Source organism: Alishewanella sp. WH16-1, from assembly GCF_001441695.1.
Lineage (GTDB): Bacteria > Pseudomonadota > Gammaproteobacteria > Enterobacterales > Alteromonadaceae > Alishewanella > Alishewanella agri.
Genome location: NZ_LCWL01000143.1, coordinates 1 through 23,112, shown reverse-complemented (window position 1 = coordinate 23,112; position 23,112 = coordinate 1). Strand labels below are relative to the sequence as shown.

General features: G+C 51.6%; 22 protein-coding genes and 1 riboswitch. Of the genes, 11 read left to right on the top strand and 11 right to left on the bottom strand.

Annotation, left to right across the window (positions count from 1 at the left end):
- The first annotated feature begins 68 nt into the window (after positions 1-68).
- The 5 genes from AAY72_RS14920 (at position 69) to AAY72_RS14900 (ending at position 7,080) form a co-directional block, all read left to right on the top strand.
- Positions 69-1,745: a carbon starvation protein A gene (locus AAY72_RS14920; protein WP_057788587.1), complete on the top strand. Its 1,677-nt coding sequence runs from the start codon at positions 69-71 to the stop codon at positions 1,743-1,745.
- On the top strand, positions 1,742-2,026 hold the full coding sequence (locus tag AAY72_RS14915; protein WP_008983394.1) for a cory-CC-star protein: 285 nt from the start codon (positions 1,742-1,744) through the stop codon (positions 2,024-2,026). The genes AAY72_RS14920 and AAY72_RS14915 overlap by 4 nt, the downstream gene beginning before the upstream one ends.
- A complete protein-coding gene (locus AAY72_RS14910) occupies positions 2,017-3,024 on the top strand; it encodes an ArsA family ATPase (protein WP_057788584.1) in 1,008 nt (335 codons plus the stop codon). The genes AAY72_RS14915 and AAY72_RS14910 overlap by 10 nt, the downstream gene beginning before the upstream one ends.
- Positions 3,025-3,167: 143 nt before the next feature.
- A riboswitch (cyclic di-GMP riboswitch) is annotated at positions 3,168-3,251 on the top strand.
- A gap of 110 nt (positions 3,252-3,361) precedes the next feature.
- Positions 3,362-3,733, top strand: a complete 372-nt coding sequence (locus AAY72_RS14905; RefSeq protein WP_057788582.1) for a DUF3718 domain-containing protein — start codon at positions 3,362-3,364, stop codon at positions 3,731-3,733.
- A gap of 179 nt (positions 3,734-3,912) precedes the next feature.
- A complete protein-coding gene (locus tag AAY72_RS14900) occupies positions 3,913-7,080 on the top strand; it encodes an amidohydrolase family protein (protein WP_057788580.1) in 3,168 nt (1,055 codons plus the stop codon).
- Between the two features lie 89 nt (positions 7,081-7,169).
- On the opposite strand, the gene AAY72_RS14895 is transcribed toward AAY72_RS14900, so the two are convergent.
- From AAY72_RS14895 to astA, 6 genes are all read right to left on the bottom strand, one after another.
- Positions 7,170-7,568: a CrcB family protein gene (locus AAY72_RS14895; RefSeq protein ID WP_231728980.1), complete on the bottom strand. Its 399-nt coding sequence runs from the start codon at positions 7,566-7,568 to the stop codon at positions 7,170-7,172.
- A complete protein-coding gene (locus AAY72_RS14890) occupies positions 7,559-7,930 on the bottom strand; it encodes a CrcB family protein (protein ID WP_008983389.1) in 372 nt (123 codons plus the stop codon). Before AAY72_RS14890 ends, AAY72_RS14895 begins: the two co-directional genes overlap by 10 nt.
- Before the next feature lie 81 nt (positions 7,931-8,011).
- Positions 8,012-9,496, bottom strand: coding sequence for a VCBS repeat-containing protein (locus AAY72_RS14885; RefSeq protein ID WP_057788578.1), 1,485 nt, complete (start codon positions 9,494-9,496; stop codon positions 8,012-8,014).
- 78 nt (positions 9,497-9,574) lie between these two features.
- Positions 9,575-10,153 (bottom strand): sugar O-acetyltransferase, encoded by a 579-nt coding sequence (locus AAY72_RS14880; protein WP_057788575.1) that lies wholly within the window; start codon positions 10,151-10,153, stop codon positions 9,575-9,577.
- Between the two features lie 110 nt (positions 10,154-10,263).
- Positions 10,264-11,067 carry a DUF1338 domain-containing protein gene (locus tag AAY72_RS14875; protein WP_057788573.1) on the bottom strand — a complete coding sequence of 268 codons (804 nt, stop codon included), beginning with the start codon at positions 11,065-11,067 and terminating at the stop codon, positions 10,264-10,266.
- Positions 11,068-11,123: 56 nt separating this feature from the next.
- Positions 11,124-12,152 (bottom strand): arginine N-succinyltransferase, encoded by a 1,029-nt coding sequence (gene astA, locus AAY72_RS14870; protein ID WP_057788572.1) that lies wholly within the window; start codon positions 12,150-12,152, stop codon positions 11,124-11,126.
- Between the two features lie 139 nt (positions 12,153-12,291).
- On the opposite strand from astA, the gene AAY72_RS14865 reads away from it, so the two are divergent.
- The 5 genes from AAY72_RS14865 (at position 12,292) to AAY72_RS14845 (ending at position 16,729) form a co-directional block, all read left to right on the top strand.
- Positions 12,292-12,720 carry an Lrp/AsnC family transcriptional regulator gene (locus AAY72_RS14865; protein ID WP_008983384.1) on the top strand — a complete coding sequence of 143 codons (429 nt, stop codon included), beginning with the start codon at positions 12,292-12,294 and terminating at the stop codon, positions 12,718-12,720.
- Positions 12,721-12,878: 158 nt separating this feature from the next.
- On the top strand, positions 12,879-13,880 hold the full coding sequence (gene cysP, locus AAY72_RS14860) for a thiosulfate ABC transporter substrate-binding protein CysP (RefSeq protein WP_057788570.1): 1,002 nt from the start codon (positions 12,879-12,881) through the stop codon (positions 13,878-13,880).
- Positions 13,880-14,716: a sulfate/thiosulfate ABC transporter permease CysT gene (gene cysT, locus AAY72_RS14855; protein WP_008983382.1), complete on the top strand. Its 837-nt coding sequence runs from the start codon at positions 13,880-13,882 to the stop codon at positions 14,714-14,716. The genes cysP and cysT overlap by 1 nt, the downstream gene beginning before the upstream one ends.
- Complete coding sequence (gene cysW, locus AAY72_RS14850; RefSeq protein WP_057788568.1) at positions 14,713-15,528, top strand: sulfate/thiosulfate ABC transporter permease CysW; 816 nt, start codon at positions 14,713-14,715, stop codon at positions 15,526-15,528. Before cysT ends, cysW begins: the two co-directional genes overlap by 4 nt.
- Positions 15,529-15,664: 136 nt before the next feature.
- Positions 15,665-16,729, top strand: coding sequence for a sulfate/molybdate ABC transporter ATP-binding protein (locus tag AAY72_RS14845; protein ID WP_057788566.1), 1,065 nt, complete (start codon positions 15,665-15,667; stop codon positions 16,727-16,729).
- 88 nt (positions 16,730-16,817) lie between these two features.
- Here the strand turns inward: AAY72_RS14845 and AAY72_RS14840 are convergent, their stop codons facing one another.
- The 4 genes from AAY72_RS14840 to AAY72_RS14825 form a co-directional block, all read right to left on the bottom strand.
- On the bottom strand, positions 16,818-18,827 hold the full coding sequence (locus AAY72_RS14840) for a bifunctional UDP-sugar hydrolase/5'-nucleotidase (protein WP_057788564.1): 2,010 nt from the start codon (positions 18,825-18,827) through the stop codon (positions 16,818-16,820).
- A 42-nt stretch (positions 18,828-18,869) separates the two neighbouring features.
- Positions 18,870-19,286, bottom strand: a complete 417-nt coding sequence (locus AAY72_RS14835) for an HIT family protein (protein ID WP_057788562.1) — start codon at positions 19,284-19,286, stop codon at positions 18,870-18,872.
- 152 nt (positions 19,287-19,438) lie between these two features.
- The gene (gene fghA, locus AAY72_RS14830; RefSeq protein ID WP_057788560.1) at positions 19,439-20,290 is read right to left on the bottom strand and encodes an S-formylglutathione hydrolase; all 852 of its coding nucleotides are present in this window, start codon (positions 20,288-20,290) and stop codon (positions 19,439-19,441) included.
- Positions 20,291-20,311: 21 nt separating this feature from the next.
- On the bottom strand, positions 20,312-21,430 hold the full coding sequence (locus AAY72_RS14825) for an S-(hydroxymethyl)glutathione dehydrogenase/class III alcohol dehydrogenase (RefSeq protein WP_057788558.1): 1,119 nt from the start codon (positions 21,428-21,430) through the stop codon (positions 20,312-20,314).
- A gap of 135 nt (positions 21,431-21,565) precedes the next feature.
- On the opposite strand from AAY72_RS14825, the gene AAY72_RS14820 reads away from it, so the two are divergent.
- The gene (locus AAY72_RS14820) at positions 21,566-22,438 is read left to right on the top strand and encodes a LysR family transcriptional regulator (RefSeq protein ID WP_057788596.1); all 873 of its coding nucleotides are present in this window, start codon (positions 21,566-21,568) and stop codon (positions 22,436-22,438) included.
- A gap of 60 nt (positions 22,439-22,498) precedes the next feature.
- Here the strand turns inward: AAY72_RS14820 and AAY72_RS14815 are convergent, their stop codons facing one another.
- Positions 22,499-22,984: an energy transducer TonB gene (locus AAY72_RS14815; protein WP_057788556.1), complete on the bottom strand. Its 486-nt coding sequence runs from the start codon at positions 22,982-22,984 to the stop codon at positions 22,499-22,501.
- Positions 22,985-23,112 lie beyond the last annotated feature (128 nt).

The window sequence follows — 23,112 nt, the reverse complement described above, 5'->3', positions numbered from 1 at the left end:
GCATACTGGTGTTTAAGCGATTGCTGTACCATGCTTAGTTGGTCTTAAACCCACTAAGAGGTAGTAGCATGAATGCTATTCTATTGATGTTGATGGGCCTTGGTGCCATGGCACTTGGCTATTTCATCTATTCAAAATTTATCGTCGAAAAAATCTTCAAGGTAGATCCGAATTTCCGTACGCCAGCACACGAAATGCAGGATGGCGTTGACTATGTACCCACCAATAAATATATCCTGTGGGGTCACCATTTTACGTCAGTAGCGGGTGCCGCACCTATTATCGGCCCTGCTATCGCCGTAATCTGGGGTTGGGTTCCGGCCTTTTTATGGGTGGTATTTGGTACCATCTTCTTTGCCGGGGTGCATGACGCCGGTGCCATCTGGGCCAGTAGCCGTAACAAAGCCAAATCGATTGGCGCTCTGACCGGTGATATCGTTGGTAAACGTGCCCGTAGCATCTTTATGATCGTTATCTTCCTGGTACTGCTGATGGTCAATGCAGTGTTTGCGGTCGTTATTGCTAACCAACTTATCAGCTTCCCCAGTGCCACCGTGCCGGTTTGGGGTGCCATTGTCGTGGCGTTGATTATCGGTCAGCTGATTTATCGTAAGTTAATCGGCTTACTGATGGTCACCATCATCGGTGTTGTTGCGCTGTACGCGATGATTTATGCCGGTCCGATGTTCCCACTGGCGTTACCAACAGAAGTCATGTTTGGCCTGAACGACCGTCAAACCTGGATTATCCTGTTGTTTGTTTATGCCGCTATCGCGTCCTTATTACCGGTATGGGCACTGTTGCAACCACGTGACTATATCAATGGTATCCAGCTGTTTATCGGTTTAGGCTTGTTGTACGCCGCGGTGATTTTTGCCAGCCCTGATATCGTAGCGCCAGCCTTTAACACTGAAGTTCCTGAGGGCACACCGTCCTTGGTGCCGTTATTGTTCGTGACCATTGCCTGTGGTGCGATCTCCGGTTTCCACGGCCTGGTTTCCAGCGGTACCACCTCTAAACAGCTGGATAAAGAGCCGGATGTGCGTTTTGTCGGTTACTTTGGTGCTATTGGTGAAGGTTCATTAGCGCTGGCCGCCATTATTGCCGCAACAGCTGGCTTCGCAACCCTCGCTGACTGGCAAGCCATTTACCACAGCTTTGGCCAGGGTGGTGTCGGTGCCTTTATCCGCGGTGGCGCCAACATTCTGCAGGATGGTATCGGTCTGGATGCGGTATTATCGCAAACCCTGCTCACCGTAATGGTGGTATTGTTTGCCGGCACTACGATGGATACCGGTTTACGCTTACAGCGTTACATCTTCCAGGAATGGGGCAGTATTTATAATATCAGCTGGATGCAAAAAGCCGCGCCGGCTACTTTTCTAGCCGTAGGTAGCTGTCTGTTGCTGGCCTTCGGAGCCGGTGGTGATGGCTCAGGTGGTATGCTGATTTGGCCTCTGTTCGGCACAACTAACCAACTGTTAGCCGGCTTAACACTGCTGGTGATTACAGTAATGTTGGTGAAGCTGGGTCGTCCAATGTGGTACACCCTGGCACCGCTGATCTTCCTGCTGACGATGACCACCCTTGGCTTGTTGATTCAGCTGAAGAGTTTCTATGACAAAGGTGACTGGTTCCTGTTTACGCTGGACCTGGTGATTCTGGTTGCGGCTATTCTGGTGATCCTGGAGTCTGGTGCAACACTAACGAAACAAATCAAAGAGAACAAAACTGCGAAAGCATGAAACTCGATTTAAAGTTAGATAATGTGAAGGCCTGGTTCCGCCAGGCCAACTTCTATGTGGAAGAGGTCTACAATGCCCCCTATCGCTCGGCAATTGCCCGCGCGCAGCGGGAGCAGGATGACCTCTTTATGTTACTCATCTTCTCTGAAATGATGGGTGTACCTAACCCCGCCAGTTACTATACCCTTGAATTGCAACCTCTGTTAATGGAGCGCTTCCATGACTGGCATCTGCGTATGGGCATGGAGCATTCACCGCTGGATAATTTTAAATGTTGTTAACCGATAAAAAGGTCTTACTGATTGGTGGTAAAGGTGGTGTCGGTAAGACCACAGTCTCCTCCGCCCTTGCTGTGTTAGCCAGCCAGCGTGGGAAAAAGGTGTTGTTAGTTTCAACTGACCCGGCTCATAGCCTGGCAGACGCCTTTGGCCGGGACAAGATTGGCGATAACATCACCCGGCTGGCACCAAATTTAGATGCGTTGGAACTGGATCCGGATCGCGAAGTTGAGCAGCATCTGGCTAAAGTCACCGCCCAGTTAAAGCGCTTTACCAGGCCAGAGATGTTTAGCGAAATTGAGCGGCAAATGCGCCTCACCCGGCAATCGCCCGGTGCGCAGGAAGCGGCAATGCTGGAGCGGATCGCCAATACCATTGAACTGGGATTAACCGACTACGATCTGGTGATTTTCGATACAGCCCCTACCGGCCATACCTTACGTCTACTCAGTTTACCGGAAGCCATGGCCGCCTGGACTCAGGGCTTGCTCAATGCCAATAAACGCTCTGAAAAACTCGGCGATGTACTGGGACATTTAACACCGAAAGCTGGCCGTGACATCGACAACCCGTTAATTGACCCCGCTGAGCATGCCACCGCCGGCATGGATGAGCGTAATAAAGCGATCACTGAAACGCTACTGGCGCGGCAGCGCTTACTGCAACGCACCCGGGAAATTTTACTGGATAAAACACGCTGTGCGCTGTTGTTTGTCTTAACACCGGAGAAATTGCCTATTCTGGAGACGGGCCGCGCAGTGAAAAGCTTACTGGCGGAAAAACTGCCACTGGCAGGTTTAGTGGTTAACCGGATCTTGCCGGCTGAAGCTGATGGCAGCTTTCTGGCGCAGCGACGGCAACTGGAACAAAGCCATCTGGCCCAGATTGAAACCGAATTTAATAAACTGAATCGCTACCGGGTGCCACTGCAGCCAACCGATATTCAGGGCCTGGCGGCTCTGGAGAAAATGGCCGGCTTGCTGCAACAGGCAGGTTTATAACGTGAAACCATTTTACATACCCTAGCCGCCCGCTCTGAATCGGATCACCAGCTAAAATGAATTTTGGCTGGTATTCTGGTTTATTTATCGTGATTACCGTGATTTTTAACTTGCATATAATTTAGCCATTCCTTAGAATGCGCGCCATCGAAAGGCACGACATTCGAAAGGATGGTCACGCAAAGCTGCGGATCTAACGGGAAACCTATGATAGCCGGGCTGCCATAATCAGACGTTGGTCTGATATGTTCCCTCAACCGGGGTGCTGTGCTGTCTTTCGGTGTATTTTAGACCTATAATTACACCTGATCGTAAAGGTACAACCTCGGAGTTTTATATGAAATTCAGATTCTTAACACTTGCCACTGCCATCGCTACCACAGCTTTTGTCAGTGCTCCTGTTGCCGCCAACGATCAGCTGGCGCAGTCAATTTGTGCTTATGTGGCTGCCGATAACCGTAACGCCCTGCGGAAAACCTTGTCTGATAACCGTTTACGTTTAAGTAACGTCTACGGCGGTATCAACTGCGATGGTTTAACCCTGGTCCGTTTTGCGATTAAGAGCGGCGCTAACGATACTGCAGACTTTATCATCAAGCAGTTACCAAGCAGTACGGTGGCAGGCTCTGGTGATATCGAATGGGCACAAAGCAATGGTTTTGGCAGCTCTCCGGTAATCGAATCACTGCAAGCGCGCGCAGGCGGCTAAGCCTGATTAAGGCTCTAAACCAGTTACACTAAACGGCACCTGAGGTGCCGTTTTTATTTTGTCTGTCGCTTTCCCACTTCTACCGCATCCTCTGCTGCAGCGGCTTAACATCTCTGCCCCTTTGTGTCACTCTGTTTAGATATCCTAATATCCAATCAGAACAATACTAAGGATCTGCAATGCATAAATTTAAACCCAGCCTGCTCGCTCTGGCACTCACCAGCCTGATGTTGCACGCCGAAACGGACAGTCCTGCGTGGCAGGTTAATGCGCCGCAAGGTGAATTTAAAACCGTCGATATTCAGGTGCAACAGGGTAGCTGGATGAACGTTAATGTGAGTCCGGATGGCAAGACTATCGTGTTTGACTTGCTGGGGGATATTTATACCATGCCGGTGGCCGGCGGCGAGGCCAAAGCCCTGACCAATGATATTGCCTGGAATATGCAGCCGGTATTTAGTCCGGATGGGAAATACATTGCGTTTACGTCAGATCGCGATGGTGGTGACAATATCTGGATTATGAATGCCGACGGCTCTGAGCCACGTGCGGTAACTAAAGAAACCTTCCGCCTACTGAATAGCCCGGCCTGGAACCCCGACGGCCAGTTTATTGTGGCACGTAAACATTTTACCGCCAGCCGCTCTTTAGGCGCCGGTGAGGTTTGGCAATATCATATCAGCGGTGGCAGCGGCGTGATGCTGACTGAACGACCGAATGACCAGAAAGATCTGGGCGAACCGGCATTTTCACCGGATGGCAAATATATTTATTTCTCGCAAGACGATACCCCCGGCAAAACCTTTCACTACAGCCAGGATTCAGAAAGCGGCATCTACACTATTAAGCGGTTTGAACGCGCGACCGGTAATATTGACGTGTTGTTAGGTGGTGCCGGTGGTGCTATCCGCCCCACACCCTCACCGGATGGCAAATATTTGGCTTATATCCGTCGCGTCGATTTTCAAAGCACACTGTTTCTTTATGATTTGACGAGTGGCGAACAGATTAAACTCTACGATGGCCTCGATCGTGATATGCAGGAAACCTGGGCTATTCATGGTGTCTACCCTACCCTCAGCTGGACGCCGGATAATCAGCATTTAGTGTTCTGGGCCGGTGGCGAAATTAAAAAGCTGCAGTTAAAAGATAAAACCGTCTCCACCATCCCCTTTAGTGTCAATAGCAGTAAACAGATCCAAACCGCACTGCGGGTACAGCAGGATCTGGATCAGAACCAGGTAGACGCCAAAATGCTGCGCTTTGTCCAGGTGTCACCGGATGGTAAGCAAGCGGTCTTCACTGCTTTTGGCCATTTATATATCACTGACTTAGGGAATCCGCGGCCACGGCGGTTGACGCGACAAACCACCGATTTTGAATTCTATCCGCAGTTTTCACGTGATGGCCGCGAGTTGGTTTATGTGAGCTGGAACGACCAGAATCAGGGAGCGGTGAATATTCTGAATTTACGCAATAACCGCGTCACTAAACTGACCAGCGAACCTGGTAAGTATATCGAACCGACCTTTAGCCCGGATGGCCGCACCGTGGTATACCGTAAAATCGGCGCTGGCAGCTTACTGCCGAAACAATGGTCGCTCAATACCGGTCTGTATAAAATCAGTAGCCGCGGCGGTGAAGCTGAATTGATCGCCCGTAACGGCCGCGCCCCAATGTTTGGTGCCAGTAATGACAAAGTCTATGCCATGGATTTTGGCAGTGCGCCCCGGCTGATTAGTATCGATCTGACCAAACATACGCAACAGGCGCTTTACAGTGCCAAATTTGGTACTGAGTTTAAACTGTCGCCGGATGGTAAATATCTGGCTTTTGCTGATCGCTTTAAGGTATTTGTCACACCCTTTGTCGAGCGCGGCCGGCCGATTGAAATTGGCGCCAACGACAAGCAATTTCCGGTAAAACAACTCTCGGTGCGCGCCGGTGAATATATCAGCTGGGCGGGTGACAGCAGCAGCCTGTATTGGAGCCTTGGCCCGGAGCTTTATCAGCAACAAATCAGCGGACTATTCGCGGTTGACGCCAAAGCGAATCCGGAGCCGCAGGTAACCAATCTTAGCTTTAGTGTCGCGGCCGATATCCCACGTGGTACCGTAGCCTTTGTCGGTGGCCAGGTCATTACCATGCAGGGCGACCAGGTGTTACAGGACGCAGTGGTACTGGTTACTGACAATAAGATCACTGCGGTGGGCAGCCGGGCTGAAGTTGCTATCCCAAAAGAGGCTAAGATCTTTGATATCAGCGGTAAAACTTTGATGCCAGGTCTGTTTGACGCCCATGCACATGGCAGTCAGGGCGTACAACAAATCACTCCGCAACAAAACTGGCAAAACTATGCTTCGTTAACCTTTGGTGTCACCAGTATTCACGATCCGTCTAACGATACCCGTGAGATCTTCAGCGCCAGCGAGCTGCAACGCAGCGGCCAGATCGCCGGACCACGGATTTTTTCTACCGGTACCATTCTTTACGGTGCCGAAGGAGCCGGTTACACCTCGCATATTGACAGTCTGGATGATGCAAAATTTCACCTGACCCGGTTACAAAAAGTCGGCGCTTTTAGTGTGAAAAGTTATAACCAACCGCGCCGTAACCAGCGCCAGCAAGTCATTCAGGCCGCACGCGAGCTGAATATGATGGTGGTGCCGGAAGGTGGTTCACTGATGCAGCACAACCTGACCATGATTGTTGATGGTCATACCACTATTGAACATGCCTTACCGGCAGCCAAAGTGTATGACGATATCAAGCAGCTGTGGCAAGCCAGTGGGACCGCCTATACCCCAACGCTGAACGTGGCTTACGGTGGTATCTGGGGCGAAAACTACTGGTACGATAAAACTGAAGTCTGGAAGCACCCACGCTTAAGCCGCTATGTACCGATGGACCAGCTGGCACCACGCAGTATGCGCCGGCCAACTGCGCCTGAGCATCACTATAATCATTTTAATGTAGTAAAAACCGCCAACGAATTAAAAGATGTCGGCGTAGTCGCCAATATTGGTGCTCATGGCCAGCGTGAAGGTTTGGGTGCGCATTGGGAGATCTGGATGTTTGCCCAGGGCGGTATGTCACCGCTGGAAGCACTGCGCACTGCCACGCTCAATCCGGCCAAAACCTTTGGTATGGATCATCAGCTGGGCAGTATTGAAGTCGGTAAACTGGCCGATCTGATTGTGATTAACGGCGATCCACTAAGTGATATCCGGGTAACCGATCAGGTAGTCTATACCATGGTCAATGGTCGCTTGTTTGATGCTGAAACCATGCATGAAATTGGCACCAGAGAGCGCCAGCGGCAGCCGTTTTATTTTGAAGCCCGCTAAAGGCTGATAGCAGAGTGGCCGGTTACGCTTGTAGCCGGCTACCGTCGTTTATCTGCTGGCTTAGGGCTTGTTGACGTTTGCTGCTTGTTTTAAACATCAACACGCGCAGGCTCGGCCAAACGCATCCCGAAAGCACACAATGCCGCCCCTCCGACTAATGTTAATAGCAGATACCCAGCAGCCAATAGCAGCTGCCCTGCCGTTAGCAGCTGCAGTAATTCCAGACTAAATAACGAAAAAGTTGTCAGGCCGCCACAAAACCCGCTCAGCCAAAATTGTTGTTGCCAGGCTGGCATCGGATAGCGTCCAGCCGGCTGACTGACCAGCGCCAACCAACCAATCAACAGCGAGCCGAGCAAATTAACCGCCAGGGTCGCGACCGGCCACCATGCTAACGGCAGTAACAGACCACTAAGCGCTAAACGCAGCGCTGAGCCCAACGCCGCGCCGGCCGCCACTGCTAAGGTTTCTTTTAGCCTTACCACCACCAGCGCCCCCAATAACTGCCCAACAGCAGTAAACCCAGGCCACCCAAGACGCTGAATAGCAGATAAAAAATGGCGCTGAAGCGGTTATGATTACGCAATAAACTGACCAGTTGCAGGTTAAGTGACGATACCGTGGTAAAGCTGCCAAGCGCCGCCAGCGCATAAATTTGCCACTGCGTTTGGCTAAGTTGCTGCGCCGTTTGACCAGCCCAAAGCACACCCAGCAGCAAAGCACCACTCAGGTTAACCAGCAAGGTGGGTAACGGAAAGGGTCGCTGCCAGTAATGAGCGACCCAATTGGATATCAGAAAGCGACAGGCACCACCCGCGGCGGCAGCGCAGAGCATCCAAAAATATAACAACGGCGGGCGTCCTTAGCAAAAATCTTATCTTGACCAGTCAGCCGCTTAGCGTCAAGGTGCTGCTGCAACTTAGCACCAACCTTAAAGACCGGCATCACCGTTAGCTGAAAACAGTAATATCAGCTGATTACGCTGTCCTTCAGCATCCAGGCTATCGTAAGGCAGCACCAGATCGCTCTTACCATCGGCAGTAAGATCAAACACCCGCACCCGGCTGGCATCCCGCGGCAAGATGAATTGTACCCGGTCGCTGTTGCGGTTGAACAGGCCTCTGGCATCGGGCGCAAAAAAACGCAGTTCATTACCGGCTTCGCCCAGCACCAGATGCTTACGGCCATCACCGCGTAAATCCACCAGCTCAAACAATGGCATATCAAAACGCAGGTTGCTGATACTGACATCTATCTTCGCCTGCTGGCGGAAATTAGCTTTGGCGGGGTAACGCCGGTTATCCGCCAGCAAGTAAAAGTCGACATCCAGATTAGCACTGCCGCGCAGCAATACCCGCACTATGGTACCTACACCGATTTTCGTAGTCGGAATATAGAAATCTGCCCGGCCATCGCCATTAAAATCCGCAATCACCACTTCCGTTGGCACGGAATCAACCCTAATTTCGGTATCAAATTGCGCCGGGAAGCTCAGGCCTGCTTCAGTTTGGCGGCCGAAGTAAACCTGAAAACGCGCACTACGCTCTAAGGCATCGGCAATTTGTTCAACCCGTACCACCAGATCCGGTATGCCATCACCATCCAGATCGCGGATATCTTCCAGACTGCTGATATTCTGTCCGCTGTAGCTGCGTCCGGCATCTGAGCGCTGGTCGGCTTGCTGCTCTGTCGACAGCGTAACAGGCCAGTCAGGTAACCAGGGCTCTGTATTAAAACTGCCATCGCTTTGTTGCAAAAAAATTTGCAACTTTCCTTCCTGCACAAACAACAGATCGGTCAAACCATCAAGATTGGCATCCAACGGATAATAGCGCCGGCCACTGTAATCGGCACGGTTATTATTCCAGGTTTGAATTCTGGCGCTGACCGGCAGTGCGTAGTGGTGAAAGCTGCCATCCGCTTGCTGCCGGTACAAGTGATAGGCCTGAAAATCCGGGATCAAAAAATCGCTCAGGCCAGAACCCAAATCAAGACTAAAATTGCGCTCACGCAATCTTACCGGATCGATCACCCGAAATATGGACTCAGTGTGCAGCAATTGCCGCCAGCTAAACTGACCATCGCGTTGTTCAAGCTGTAAAATGCCATCCAGGGTCAGCAATACCAGCTGCTCTGCATCCTGTCCCGCTAACTTCGCCTGGCTGAAGTATTGCGCCTGCTCCGGCACGGCGATACTGCGGGTTTGATAATTGCTTAAATCGACCTGAGTTAACCAGCGTTCGTACTGACTAAAACCCGATACCCACAACTGTCGCTGTTCGGGTAAATGCAGTATGCTGCCATTAGCCGGGTGACCCAGTGGTACCGTGACCTTATGCATCGGAAAGGCCTGCACCAGGGCCGGGCATAACAGGGCTAACAACCAGCAGCGGCTGGTTTGAAGCAGTTTTAACATAGTCAGGTCCGTTTGAAATTATGGCTGTAATTACATTTTTCTTACGCGATTGGGCCAGACAAAGATTAAAAAGTTCAGCTATTTATTTACATTCATTTCACTTGACGTCAGCTCGCGAATCACCTTACACGGATTGCCTGCCGCCAGCACCCGCGCTGGTAGGTCGCGCGTTACCACACTGCCCGCGGCGACCACGGTTTGCTCGCCAATGGTTACGCCGGGGCAAATAATCACGCCACCACCCAACCAGACATCATCGCCGATAGTAATAGGCCTGGCCTGCTCAATACCCGTTCGCCGCTGTAGCGCATCCAGCGGATGATTAACGGTATAAAACTGTACGCCGGGTCCAACAAAAACGTAATTACCGAGAGTAACCGGCGCCACATCGAGGATGGTGCAGTTAAAGTTCAGAAATACCTGATCGCCCAGGCTGATATGTTTGCCATAATCACAGTGCAACGGTGGCTCGATAAAGACATCTTTTCCCACAGCACCACAGAGCTGCTGCAGTAAACGCCGACGTACCTTGTGTTGCTCCGGCGTTGTTTTATTAAATTGCCAGGTGAGTTGCCGTGCGGCTAAACGTAATTCGCGCAGCGTTTTATCCAGCGGATCATACCAGTGGCCGCTGAGCATTTTTTCGTATTCGGTCATAGCTGCTCCTGTTGTTTTACTTAAGCTTAACACAGCAGCAGAGCGAAAATTTAATGAAAAAAGCCCCTTTGAAAGGGGCTAAGGTGTTAATTTGGTTGGAACAGAGGGAATTAACGGGCGTTAGTGCTTTCAAAAATCTTATCAGCCGAGGCCGCAACAAAGCCGCTATACAGTAAGCCATTGGCCAGCGGATAACGGCGCGCGAACTCGTAGAAGCAACTTGGAATGGTGGCTTCGGTATCGCTGAATTTTACGGTGACCAAATCGGCCAGCGTGGATGATTGCTCCAGATAGACGTCCGGGGTACCTTTAATCTCGCCGCCCGAGGTGTTGAGCAGGAAGCCGGCATCTTTTAACGCCTGGTTGACCTGCTCTAAACTGTCGAAGTTCTGTAAATCATTAACACTTACTGTAAAGTGATTAGCGCGGTAACCCCAGGCGGCCATCCAGGCAGCATATTCACTTTCTGCCAGTAATTTTTCATAGGTTGCCTGACTCACCTGCCAGTGGGTGCCGGAATACAGGAAATTATCGGCGGTTACGGCTTCGTCGGGTATTTGCGCCACTAATTGCTCAATGGTTTCACGCAGTTCAGCCGAGCATTTATCCAGCAGCAGCTCAGAAATAAACACCTTAGGTAAAGTACGGTCCTGATGCTCAAAGTGCTTGGCATAGAGCTTTTTCGCTTCGAAGTGATACTCGCCACACTCTTCATAACCCAGCGCCAGAAAATGCGCCGCCAGTTTATCCAGTGACACCTTGGGCAAATTAAAAGTACGCAGCGCAATATGATCGTTAATCACATCGTCTTGCTGTGATGAACCCAACAGCTGATGTACTTTTTTTGCCGACGGGGTTACCTGCAGGTAGTTTTGCCACAAATTCTCAAATAAGGCTTTTACATCAGTATGCATATCAACTCCGCTTCGGGTGCAAATTAAACAGGGCTAGTATAAAAGAATCGCGCGACTTAGCGCTGATCCAGATTAATAAAACGGGCAAAATCACCCTCTTGTAACGCTAGTGCGGTCGCAAACTGTGGGCTAAGCAATAACTGCTGTTGCTCCGCACAATAACGAGCGCCTTTGCCAAAGCTGGCACGAAACCCCTGTAGCGCAGTATTGGCTACTGCCAGTGTGTGCTCGCCGCTAACGTCGGTGATCCGTACCGGCACTTTACGGCTTTGTGCCACAGAACGGATCTCGGATAGCTGTGCTTCAACCGTTGGGCCGGCGTCAAATAAATCAATATAGCCACGGTGCCGAAAGCCTTCTTTTTCCAACATTTTCAATGCCGGAATGGTATTTTCATGCACCTTGCCAATGACCTGCTGTGCCGCCTGCGGTAACAGCCCGACATAAATTGGATGCCGTGGCATCAGTTCAGCAATAAAGGACTTTTTACCGACACCAATTAGCTTATCCGCAGTCGGGAAATCGATGGTTAAAAATAACTGTTGTAACCAATTCCAGAACGGCGGTACGCCCTGCTCGTCGGTAGCGCCGCGCATTTCGGCAATCACCCGCTCCGAGAAACGTTGCGGATATTCTGCCATAAACAAAAACCGCACCTTAGACAGAAAACGCCCGGCATGATTGCGGCGATAACTTTCGCGTAGAAACAGCGTGCAGATCTCCGACGCGCCAGTGTAGTCATTACATAAGGTCAGGGTTTTTAATTGATTTAACACATTAAGTTCTGCGCTGTGGTGCATCACCGTATTCTGCTGAAAATGATACAACGGTGTATGCAAGCCAACGGCGGCTTCGATGCCGGTAGTACCGACAATATCGCCAGTACTTTGATCTTCCAGCACAAACAAATAACCCTGATCACCAGGTGAGTCCACCGCCGCCGCAAAGCTATGTTCAGCATGCGCAATTTTTTGCCATAAGCGGGCATCGTGGTCCGGTAATGACGTAAAACCCGGGCCGGATTCAATCGCAATTTGTTTTAACGCCGGAAAATCAGCAGCGGTAATAGGCCGGATCACTAACATCAAATAATGCCTCTTTCACAACGGGCGACTCAGGGCCGCAGCAAGGTGGTTATTATAGTGAGCATAAAAATCAGAATGCAGTGGCATTTTATACAATTTAAGTAATAATTACGGCAAATCGACAAGGCAATTAATCAAAATGCTAAATAAAGAAGATGAAAAGCTGTTGGCGCTATTACAACGGGATGCCCGGGCCAGTATTTCTGACCTGGCGCGGGCGCTGGATCTATCGCGCACCACCGTGCAAAACCGCCTGCAACGGCTAACTGAGAGTGGCGTAATAAAGGGCTTTACCGTCGAGCTGGGCGAAAGTTATCTTAGTAACCTGGTATCGGCCCATGTCAGTATCAAGGTGAAACAAAAATTAACTGCCCGGACCAATATCGAACTGCGCCAATTACCACAAATCAGCGCCCTGTATGCGATCAGTGGTGAATACGATCTGATTGCGATAGTGCAAGCGCAAAGCACCGAACAATTAAGCCACCTGCTGGACGATATCGGTAACCTGGACGGCGTCGAGCGCACCAACTCCTCAGTAATCCTCGAAACCAAATTTAAACGCTAATTATCCACAGCACTCCGGTACCGGCAGGACCAGTTAAGTTCCCTGCTTTTTCGCTATATAGCCAGTCTGTATGCCTTATAACAAATTGAGCTTAATGCCACGCTTGTGCTAACAACTAAGCATATTAAACTAACATTAATTATTTTCAGGAGTAAGCCATGCGTAAATTGATCCTTGCTGCAACCCTGGTTGCATCCAGTCTGACTCTGGCAGGAGCCCAGGCGAAAGAATTACTGAACAGCAGCTATGATATTTCCCGCGAGTTGTTCGCTGAAATCAACCCGCTGTTTATTGCGCACTGGCAACAGCAACAGGGCGAAACCCTGACTATTAATCAATCACACGGCGGTTCGTCCAGACAGGCCCAGGCGATTATTCAGGGCTTGCGTGCCGATGTGGTGACTTTCAACCAAAGTACTGATATCGATATCCTGCATCAGCGCGGTAAGCTGTTACCGGAGAACTGGCGCGAGCGGTTACCGAATAATGCGTCGCCCTACTACTCCACGATGGCGTTTTTAGTACGTAAGGGTAATCCGAAGAATATTCAGGACTGGGCTGATTTGACCAAAGGCGATGTCAGCCTGGTGTTCCCGAACCCAAAAACATCGGGTAATGCCCGTTACACCTATCTGGCGGCCTATGGTGCTGCCAAACAACGGCTGGGTGATGAAGCCGCGCGCAGCTGGATGGTAGACTTTCTGCAGCGTGTCGCCGTATTCGACACTGGTGGCCGTGGTGCCACCACCTCTTTTATCGAACGGCGGCTAGGTGATGTCTTAATCACCTTCGAGTCAGAAGTAAACAATATTATCAAGCAATATCCAGACTTAGAGTTGCAGCGTGTGGTACCTGCTAACAATATTCTGGCGGAGTTTCCGGTAGCCTGGATTGATCGAAACGTCGCCCGCAATGGTACTGAGCAACAGGCAAAAGCTTATCTTGAGTACCTCTATAGCAAAGATGCACAGCAGGTATTGGCGCGCTATTTCTATCGGGTGCATCATCCTGACGTGGTAACGGCCACGGCCGACCAGTTCCCGCAAACGACGTTATTTACCGTCGAGCAGGTTTTTGGTAGCTGGGAACGGGTTAACACCGAACATTTCGGTAACAATGCCGAGCTGGATAAGCTACTGGCTGAAGGTCGCCGTCGCTGATGAGTGCGTGGCGCAGTAAAAGCGTACTGCCGGGCTTTACGATAAGCCTTGGCAGCAGTTTGTTTTTTATCGGTCTGGTGATCTTGCTGCCACTGACCGGTTTAGTGATCCAGGTTGCTGAGCTGAGCTGGCAAGATTACTGGGCAATTATAAGTGACCCACGCGTGGTCGCCAGCTATAAAGTCACGGCGTCGGCGGCGCTGGTCGCCAGTATCTTTAACTTATTTTTTGGTCTGCTGATGGCCTGGATCCTAACCCGCTATCGCTTCCCGGGGCGAGTGCTGCTGGATGGCTTAATGGATCTGCCTTTCGCATTACCTACCGCTGTTGCCGGCCTGACGCTGGCTGCTTTGTTTGCCACTCAGGGTTGGTTTGGGCAGTATCTGGCGCTGTGGGATATCAAAGTCTCCTACACCTGGCTCGGCATTGTTGTGGCGATGGTCTTTACCAGCGTGCCCTTTGTGGTTCGCACAGTACAACCGGTTCTGGAAGAGTTTGGGCCGGAATACGAAGAAGCCTCGGCAACCCTTGGCGCCAGCCCCTGGCAAACCTTCTGGCATGTGATTTTTCCGGAAATCAAACCAGCACTATTAATGGGCACTGCTCTATCCTTTACCCGCAGTCTCGGGGAATTTGGTGCAGTCATCTTTATCGCCGGCAATATTCCGTGGCAAACCGAAGTCACCTCGCTGATGATTTTTATCCGCTTACAGGAATTTGACTATGCGGCCGCAGCGGCCATTGCCAGTGTGGTGCTGCTGGTTTCATTAATCCTGTTGTTTGTGATAAATGGTATTCAGCAACGTTATCAGCATATTAGTGGAGCCTTAAAATGAGCAATACCACCGGCTCTGCTACTTGGTTGCGTCGCCTGCTGATTGGCACCGGCGTCACGCTCAGTGTACTGTTATTGTTAACGCCTCTACTGCTGATTTTTATCGCGGCTTTCGCCTCCGGCGTCGGCGGCATCATCAGCAACCTGCAAGATGCCGATATGCTGCACGCGATTGGCCTGACCTTGCTGGTTGCCGGTCTGACGGTACCCATTAATCTGATATTCGGTATCCTCATCGCCTGGTGTGTCACCCGCTTTACCTTTCCGGGTCGCCGTTTGTTGTTGACGCTGATTGATATTCCGTTTGCGGTATCACCGGTGGTCGCCGGTTTGCTATATCTGTTGTTGTATGGCAGTAACGGGCCTTTCGCTACCTGGCTTGATGCAGCCGATCTGCAGTTAATGTTCGCCTGGCCGGGCCTGGTGATGGTAACGGTGTTTGTGTCTTGCCCCTTTGTCGTCAAAGAGCTGGTGCCCCTGATGTCAACGCTCGGCACAGAGCAGGAAGAGGCCGCCGTGCTGCTGGGAGCGAGCGGTTGGCAGGTATTCTGGCAAATCACCTTCCCGAATATCCGTTGGGCGCTGTTATATGGTGTGATCCTGACCAATGCCCGCGCTGTGGGCGAGTTTGGTGCGGTATCGGTTGTCTCGGGAACGATTCGCGGCCAAACCAATACCCTGCCACTACATATTGAACTACTGCAACAGGATTACAACACCACCGGCGCCTTTATCGCCGCAGCATTATTAACGCTGATGGCAATCGCAACCCTGGTGGTAAAAGCCGTGCTGCAATGGCGTATGCACCGCTAACTTATCCACAGCACTCCGGTACCGGTCTGACCAGCATAAGACAATCGTCTTGCAAGCTTACCGGTTATAAGCAGCTCAGTCCGCTAACAGGTGATGACGGCTGTCTAACCAGGATGGTAATAATATTGAGGTTGTTATGAGTATCGGTATTGAACACATCAGAAAAAGCTTTGGCAGTTTTGTCGCTTTGCAGGATATCAATCTGCAGCTACCCAGTGGCGAACTCACCGCATTGCTGGGGCCATCGGGCTCAGGTAAAACCACCTTGCTGCGGATCATCGCAGGTCTGGAGCAAGCCGACAGTGGCTTGATCCGCTTTAACGATGAGGATATCAGTCAGCGCCATGTTGCCGAACGTGGCGTCGGTTTTGTGTTTCAACACTATGCGCTATTCAAGCATATGACGGTATTTGAAAATGTCGCCTATGGCTTAACCGTCAAGCCGAAGAAATACCGGCCAGCGAAAGCGGAAATCGCTAAAAAGGTCCATAACTTGCTGGAATTGGTGCAATTAGGTTGGACAGCAGATCGCTATCCGGCGCAGTTATCCGGTGGCCAGCGCCAGCGCATCGCATTAGCCCGGGCGTTGGCGGTGGAACCTAAGGTCCTGTTATTGGATGAGCCTTTTGGTGCACTGGATGCGAAGGTGCGGGCTGAACTGCGCCGCTGGTTGCGCCGGTTACATGATGAAATTCATGTGACCAGCGTTTTTGTCACCCACGATCAGGAAGAGGCACTGGAAGTTGCCGATCGTATCGTGGTGATGAATAAAGGCCGCATTGAGCAACAAGGTACACCAGAGCACGTTTATGATAACCCGGCGAATCCCTTTGTTTACGAGTTTCTCGGCAACGTCAATTTGTTTCATGCCCGGGTAAAACAGGGCCAGAGTAAAATCGGTAATATAGCGCTGGCCTCACCTGAGTACAACAATCAGGACGAGCAACAAGGCTTAGCCTATGTGCGGCCACATGAGATTGATGTATTCAGCGCGCCACAAGCTGACGCGATTAAGGTCAAGCTCGATCTGATCACTATCGTTGGTCCGGTTGTGCGGCTGGAAGCGCTGGATGAAAGCACCGGGCAATTGATCCATATCGAATTACCGAAAGAGCAATTTAAAACGCTACAGTTACAGCAAGCTGATACCGCCTGGCTACTGCCACGCTATTCAAAAGTCTTCCTTGGCGAGGGTATTTAGTTATTCACCGCACTCCGGTACGGTTGCAGCTTGGTACCGGAGTGCTGTGGATAAACTGGTCAGACCGGTACCGGAGTGCTGTGGATAACTAGGGGAGTCGCTGCAAGGTGACAGTGGCTGGTCGCGGTTGTTGCCATAGCTCAGGATGAGCGCGCAGGTAATCGATAAAGGCCTGGGCAGCGGTTTTACAATCAGTACCGGACGCGGCACATGGCAGATTTTGGCTACTCGCATAGACGGGCTGAAAGGCCTGCTGACCACGACTGTCGGTGCTGACAACGACACGCTCCACCTCAAATGCTACCGGCTTACCCTGCACCATGATCAGATCACGGCGATCCGTTGCCAGCTGTTGCGCTTGCTGCAGGCGCTGCCAGCCATCATTGCCATTGGCCAGATAATTGGTTGTTGCCAGCCGGTAAAGCTTATCAGCTTGTAACGGTTGCCACTGCCCCTGCTGCAAAATTTCAACCTTTAAGGCAACGCCAAAATCCGGCGTTTCTTGTGCCAGATAACGCAGTTGGCTACTGTATGGGAACTTGCCGGCATGCGCCCCCGCCGGTAGCGTGGCGGCAATGGTTTGCTGCAATAACTCGATAATAGTCTGACCGGTCACCGTTAAGACACTCAGCGGCGCATCAAAAGGCAATACCTCTAGCCGGATATGGCCTTCAAATACTGCACCGGCTTCCAGGTTACTACGAATATTGCCGGCACCAATCAATGCCAGATCAACCGGTGCGCCCAGCTGCTGTTGTACCTCAGCGCTATTAAGCCACCAGTGCATCGCATCAGCGATATGCCCTGCCAGAACGGAGCCATGTTGATCACTGCCGCCCGTGCCGGGTAAGCGAACATGGTTAATCGTCTGTTCCAAACTACTGATTTGCTGGCCATAGGCCTGCAGCACCGCCGGTAAATACACGTCATTTAGTACCTGACGCAGCGCTGCATCCTCTTCAACCAGCGCCGTATTCTGCAGAGTCGCCACATATTGCAGCAAACCTTGCTGCGCTGCACCGCTCAGTCTCTCGTCCGGATTACGCATCGCATTCGGGAAAAAATCGCGACTGGCTAAAATGGTATTTTGTCCCTGACAGCTGCTAACCTGCCCCGACCGATCAAACTGCACTGTCAGCTGTCCAATGGCCTGCGCAAACTGTCCGGCCTGCACCACACAAGTGCTGCCGATCCCATCCGGATTACTGATACTGGCCGCATAAGGCCCTTGTTGCCCAAGGTACCAATGCCGGAAATCACCCAGTAGTGAATGCGAATGGCCACCGACAATCACATCAATGCCATTCACCCGCGCTGCCAGCTCCAGATCGCGTTGGTTACCCAGATGAGTTAGCGCGACGATATGCTGCACCCCCGCTTGCTGCAGGGCATCGACCGTGCGCTGTGCTGCGCTGACTTCGGCTTCAAATATCAGGGCACCGGTATCCGGCACCATGGTGCGCATATCCTCAAGCGCCAGGCCAAATACCGCGATCACCGGCGCCCCTGCTGCCGCTTCTGCTGACGGGATCCGCTGCCACTTAAGCTCCTGTAACCGATACAACTGATAGGCTTTTAAATTCTGTACCGATGCTAACAGCGGCTCAGATTGCCGGTCGACGTTTGCCGCCAGCAGCGGAAAATTAATCCCGGCCGCGAACTCGGCCAATTTCGGCAGCCCGATATCAAATTCATGGTTACCCAACGCCATCGCATCGAGCTGCATCCGGTTTAAAATATCGATATTGATCTGATGTTCAAACAATTCAAAATAGGCGCTGCCTTTAAAGGCATCTCCGCCATGCAAAAATAATGACGGCACACCGGCTGCGGCAGCATCATCTTTCAGCTGTCGCGCCTTGGTTAGCAGCCGCGGGTGGCCACCGATAAAGGTATAGAATGTCTGCTCCGCTGGCGCCTGCAACCTTGCCGGCGAGGCATCAAACTGCGAGTGGGTGTCATTAATATGCACAATTTGTAGCGTTAGCCCCGGCTCGGGCTGGGCTGCAGTCTGCTTAATCTGGCTACAGCCGGCCAGCAATAATGCCAGCGAGCAGCTGGCGAAAAATGCCGGTATGCGGCGGCTATGCAAACTCATCCGTTATCTCTCACCTTCGTTACCACCTCAATTAAAACCGGCTTACTGTAAAGCGGCGGCAAGGCGTTCAGCCATCGCTTTAATTTGCGCCATATCGCCCTGTTCGGCACCATGCGCCTTCAGTTTACTCAAATGCGCCGGAATGAGGTGAAAATGCAAATGCGGCACCGTTTGTCCGGCCTCAGCACCATTTAACTGCATCAGTACCACGCCTTGAACAGCCAACACCTGCTTCTGCACCGCCATCACTTTTTGCACCGTCGTCAGCAACGGCGCGGCAAACTGCAGCGGTAACTCCGCCAGGGTTTCGGCGGCAAATTTGGGGATCACCAGCGCATGGCCAGCCGCTTGCGGCATAATATCCATAAAGGCCAGGCTATGCTCATCTTCGTAAATCTTAAAACACGGCAGCTCACCGCGTAGAATTTTGGCAAACACATTATCCGGGTTATAGCTCATACCAGGCTCCATCTTGTAGTTTGAAAACAGCAGATAGCGAAAATTATGCCAGTAACTGTCGGCAAGAGCAGCAAATAGTTAGATAAAAAACCAAGCGCCAGGGCTATGCGCCCTGGCGCTTATATTTTATCTCAGCTAAAACCCAGCTGTATCTAGGCAGCGCTAAGCCCCAGATGCCGGGCATGAAAACGCAGATGTTGTTCAATAAAGCTGGCGATAAAGTAGTAGCTGTGATCATAGCCCGGCTGTAAGCGGATTTCAGCCGGCGCCTGGCTTTGTTCCGCTGCGGCCAGCAGTGTCTCTGTACGCAGTTGCAGTGGATAAAACTGATCCGCCAAGCCCTGATCGACCAGAATCGGCAGCTTAGAACCCTGCGCGGCCAATAACAGCGCCGCATCATATTGCTGCCACCGCGTGCGATCCGCGCCCAGATAACCAGTCAGCGCCTTAATCCCCCACGGACAATCACTGGGATGACAGATCGGCGAAAACGCCGAAATGCTGCGATAGCGGTTACTATTACGCAGGCCAATTACCAGTGCACCATGGCCGCCCATCGAATGGCCACTGATGGCGCGGTCTGCCGTCAGTGGCAGCTCCGCTTCCAACAAAACAGGCAGCTCCTGTACGATATAATCATACATCTGGTAATGCCTGGCATAAGGCGCTTCGGTAGCGTTAACGTAAAAGCCGGCACCTAAACCAAAATCATAGGCACCAACCGGATCATCGGCCACTCCCTCTCCGCGCGGGCTGGTATCGGGGATCACCAACGCCATCCCCAATTCCGCCGCGACGCGCTGCGCCCCGGCTTTAGCGGAGAAATTCTCATCGGTACAGGTTAAACCCGACAGCCAGTACAAGGCCGGCACCCGCTGATGCTCTGCTTGTGGTGGCAAAAATACCGAGAACTGCATCTCACAGTTAAGCACCTGCGACTGATGGCTGAAGCGCACCTGCCGCCCTTCAAAGCAGCGCTGCTCACTGACCTGCTTTAAGCTCATCTTGACTCCCCGCTCACGCCGTTAAAAGTGAATAACTGTACGGATCGACTTACCCTCATGCATCAAATCGAAGGCTGTATTAATCTCCTCCAATGGCATGGTATGGGTGATAAAGGTATCCAGCTCAAACTCACCGTTCAGATAACGCTCAACATATTCCGGTAGCTCACTACGGCCTTTTACGCCACCAAAGGCCGAACCGCGCCAGACACGGCCGGTCACCAGTTGGAATGGCCGGGTTGAAATTTCCTGGCCCGCACCGGCGACACCGATAATAACCGACTCGCCCCAGCCCTTATGACAACACTCCAGCGCCGAACGCATCACATTAACATTACCGATGCACTCAAAGGAGAAATCGACACCGCCATCTGTCATCTCGACGATCACGTCCTGGATTGGCTTATCAAATTTCTTCGGGTTCACCACATCAGTGGCGCCGAGCTTTTTCGCGATATCAAACTTATCTTCGTTGATATCAATGGCGATAATGCGGCCGGCTTTGGCCATCACCGAGGCAATGACCGCTGATAGGCCGATACCACCCAGACCAAAGATCGCTACCGTATCACCCTCTTTAACCTTGGCCGTATTAAGCACTGCGCCCATACCGGTAGTGACACCACAGCCAAGTAAACAGACTTTCTCTAACGGGGCTTCTTTATTAATTTTCGCCAGCGAAATTTCCGGCAACACGGTGTACTCAGAAAACGTCGAGGTGCCCATATAGTGATAAATCGGCTTGCCGTCTTTCGAGAAACGCGTAGTACCGTCGGGCATCAGGCCCTTGCCCTGCGTGGCACGGATCGCTTGGCAGAGGTTGGTTTTACCGGATAAGCAAAACTTACACTTACCACATTCCGGCGTGTACAGCGGAATCACATGGTCGCCAACGGCAACTGAGGTCACACCTTCGCCGACCGCTTCAACAATACCGCCACCTTCATGGCCCAGAATCACCGGGAAAATCCCTTCTGGATCTTCGCCGGACAGCGTAAAGGCATCGGTATGACAAACGCCACTGGCGACAATACGCACCAATACTTCGCCTTTTTGTGGCGGCATTAAATCTACTTCTTCAATTGATAACGGTTGGCCTGGTCCCCAGGCAACAGCGGCGCGGGTTTTGATCATTTGCATAATGAAGTCCTTGGTGTTGTAACAGAAAAACCACTACACACACTATAGCACACTTGTGATTGTTTCCATATAGCGCAGAATAATGCTAATATACAAAGCAGTTTTTCATATATGCAATAATTAATGAGGCAGCCAGTGAGTAATTGGCAAGGGATCAGCGAATTTGTAGCGGTCGCCGAACAACAGAGCTTTACCAAGGCTGCCCGCCAGCTTGGTCTTTCTGTGGCACAGGTCAGTCGCAATATTGCTGCACTGGAGCAACAACTGGCGCTCAAACTGTTGTACCGTTCTACCCGCAGCGTCAGCCTGACAGCAGAGGGTTTGTTGTATTTACCGCATTGCCGGCACCTGGTTAGCAGCCTGGCCGAAGCCAACCGCACTATGGCCAATCTCACTGCGTCACCGCGGGGCCTGTTAAAAGTCACTGCGCCGGTATTTTATGGTGAAACCCGGCTCTCACCGCTATTAAACCGCTTTTTACAACGCTATCCGGAACTGGAGTTAGAACTGGTACTAACTAACGATAAACTGGATCTGGTGCAAGGTGGCTTTGATCTGGCTCTGCGCCTCGGGCAACTTAGTGACTCAAATTTGATTGGCCGCCGCTTAGCCAGTCGTCGCCAGTATCTGGTCGCCTCGCCTGCTTATCTGACGCAGCATGGCACACCGCAAGCGCTGGCTGATTTAGAACAGCATCAATGTCTGATTGGTACAGTCAATATCTGGCGTTTTGCTGAACAGCAAAAAACGCTGCAATACCGGCCCCGCGGCCGTTTACAGTGCAATAGTGGTTTAGCGTTAAAAGATGCCGCTCTGTGTGGCCTTGGATTAGCGCAGCTACCGAACTATTACATCAGTGACGAGCTGGCCAATGGCAGCCTGGTTGAAGTGCTGGCCGCCTACCGGCAACCGGATGACGGCATTTGGGCGCTGTATCCACAAAACCGGCATTTATCAGCAAAAGTGCGCCAGCTGGTCGATTATCTGGCCGCTGAGCTGGCAAGCTGAGCAATCTGCGAGTGCCGGTGGCAACAATCTGCGTTACGCCCTTTACGCCCAGTATTGCCATTAGTTTACCCGTACCCGATACCCTACCACCGGTAGCACATCATCACCGCTACATTGGGTGCGGGCATTGAGTTGTCCGGCGTCACAACGCCCTTCAACCGTTTCCAGACAGAATTCAAAGCGGGTTTGCAATTTTACCGGCTCGGTCAATAAGCCGGCAGGCAGCTGCTGCCATTGCCAGCGCGATACGGCTGCGCGAGCTTCACGGGCAAAAAACCGGCTTGAGGCATCCCGGGCAACCACATCATAAAGCTGATAATCCGGTGTCACGACATATTCGATAGTGGCACAGCCTTCTCCACCGCCTCTCGCCTCCTCCACCGGATACATGGGTTCTAACCGGGCTAAATCTCTAAAAGGGCCTGTAGCGTGCAGTTGATTGGTTACCGGCAGATTGGCAAAACGCCCATCCGGGCTGGATTTAACTGTGGTTTGGCAGGCGCTAAGGGTTATCGCTGCGCAAAGCAGCAGACTAAGTTGTTTCATCTTTATTCCTTTAAGGACGGGAGCGTTTTAGTAAAAAATTACAGATAATGAAGACCTTATCTTAAAGTCAGCAAAACTTCAACCTGGAATTAACCTCATCGTTACCAAATCGAGTAGGAGGCGGGATC

Coding starts and splice junctions, on each gene's coding strand:
- AAY72_RS14840 (WP_057788564.1), bottom strand. CDS start 18,827: ATGAGTTTGCATAGCCGCCGCATACCGGCATTTTTCGCCAGCTGCTCG.
- AAY72_RS14865 (WP_008983384.1), top strand. CDS start 12,292: ATGCTAAATAAAGAAGATGAAAAGCTGTTGGCGCTATTACAACGGGAT.
- cysW (WP_057788568.1), top strand. CDS start 14,713: ATGAGCAATACCACCGGCTCTGCTACTTGGTTGCGTCGCCTGCTGATT.
- AAY72_RS14900 (WP_057788580.1), top strand. CDS start 3,913: ATGCATAAATTTAAACCCAGCCTGCTCGCTCTGGCACTCACCAGCCTG.
- cysT (WP_008983382.1), top strand. CDS start 13,880: ATGAGTGCGTGGCGCAGTAAAAGCGTACTGCCGGGCTTTACGATAAGC.
- AAY72_RS14885 (WP_057788578.1), bottom strand. CDS start 9,496: ATGTTAAAACTGCTTCAAACCAGCCGCTGCTGGTTGTTAGCCCTGTTA.
- AAY72_RS14880 (WP_057788575.1), bottom strand. CDS start 10,153: ATGACCGAATACGAAAAAATGCTCAGCGGCCACTGGTATGATCCGCTG.
- AAY72_RS14920 (WP_057788587.1), top strand. CDS start 69: ATGAATGCTATTCTATTGATGTTGATGGGCCTTGGTGCCATGGCACTT.
- AAY72_RS14915 (WP_008983394.1), top strand. CDS start 1,742: ATGAAACTCGATTTAAAGTTAGATAATGTGAAGGCCTGGTTCCGCCAG.
- AAY72_RS14825 (WP_057788558.1), bottom strand. CDS start 21,430: ATGCAAATGATCAAAACCCGCGCCGCTGTTGCCTGGGGACCAGGCCAA.
- AAY72_RS14815 (WP_057788556.1), bottom strand. CDS start 22,984: ATGAAACAACTTAGTCTGCTGCTTTGCGCAGCGATAACCCTTAGCGCC.
- AAY72_RS14910 (WP_057788584.1), top strand. CDS start 2,017: ATGTTGTTAACCGATAAAAAGGTCTTACTGATTGGTGGTAAAGGTGGT.
- AAY72_RS14835 (WP_057788562.1), bottom strand. CDS start 19,286: ATGAGCTATAACCCGGATAATGTGTTTGCCAAAATTCTACGCGGTGAG.
- fghA (WP_057788560.1), bottom strand. CDS start 20,290: ATGAGCTTAAAGCAGGTCAGTGAGCAGCGCTGCTTTGAAGGGCGGCAG.
- AAY72_RS14875 (WP_057788573.1), bottom strand. CDS start 11,067: ATGCATACTGATGTAAAAGCCTTATTTGAGAATTTGTGGCAAAACTAC.
- AAY72_RS14905 (WP_057788582.1), top strand. CDS start 3,362: ATGAAATTCAGATTCTTAACACTTGCCACTGCCATCGCTACCACAGCT.
- cysP (WP_057788570.1), top strand. CDS start 12,879: ATGCGTAAATTGATCCTTGCTGCAACCCTGGTTGCATCCAGTCTGACT.
- AAY72_RS14845 (WP_057788566.1), top strand. CDS start 15,665: ATGAGTATCGGTATTGAACACATCAGAAAAAGCTTTGGCAGTTTTGTC.
- astA (WP_057788572.1), bottom strand. CDS start 12,152: ATGTTAGTGATCCGGCCTATTACCGCTGCTGATTTTCCGGCGTTAAAA.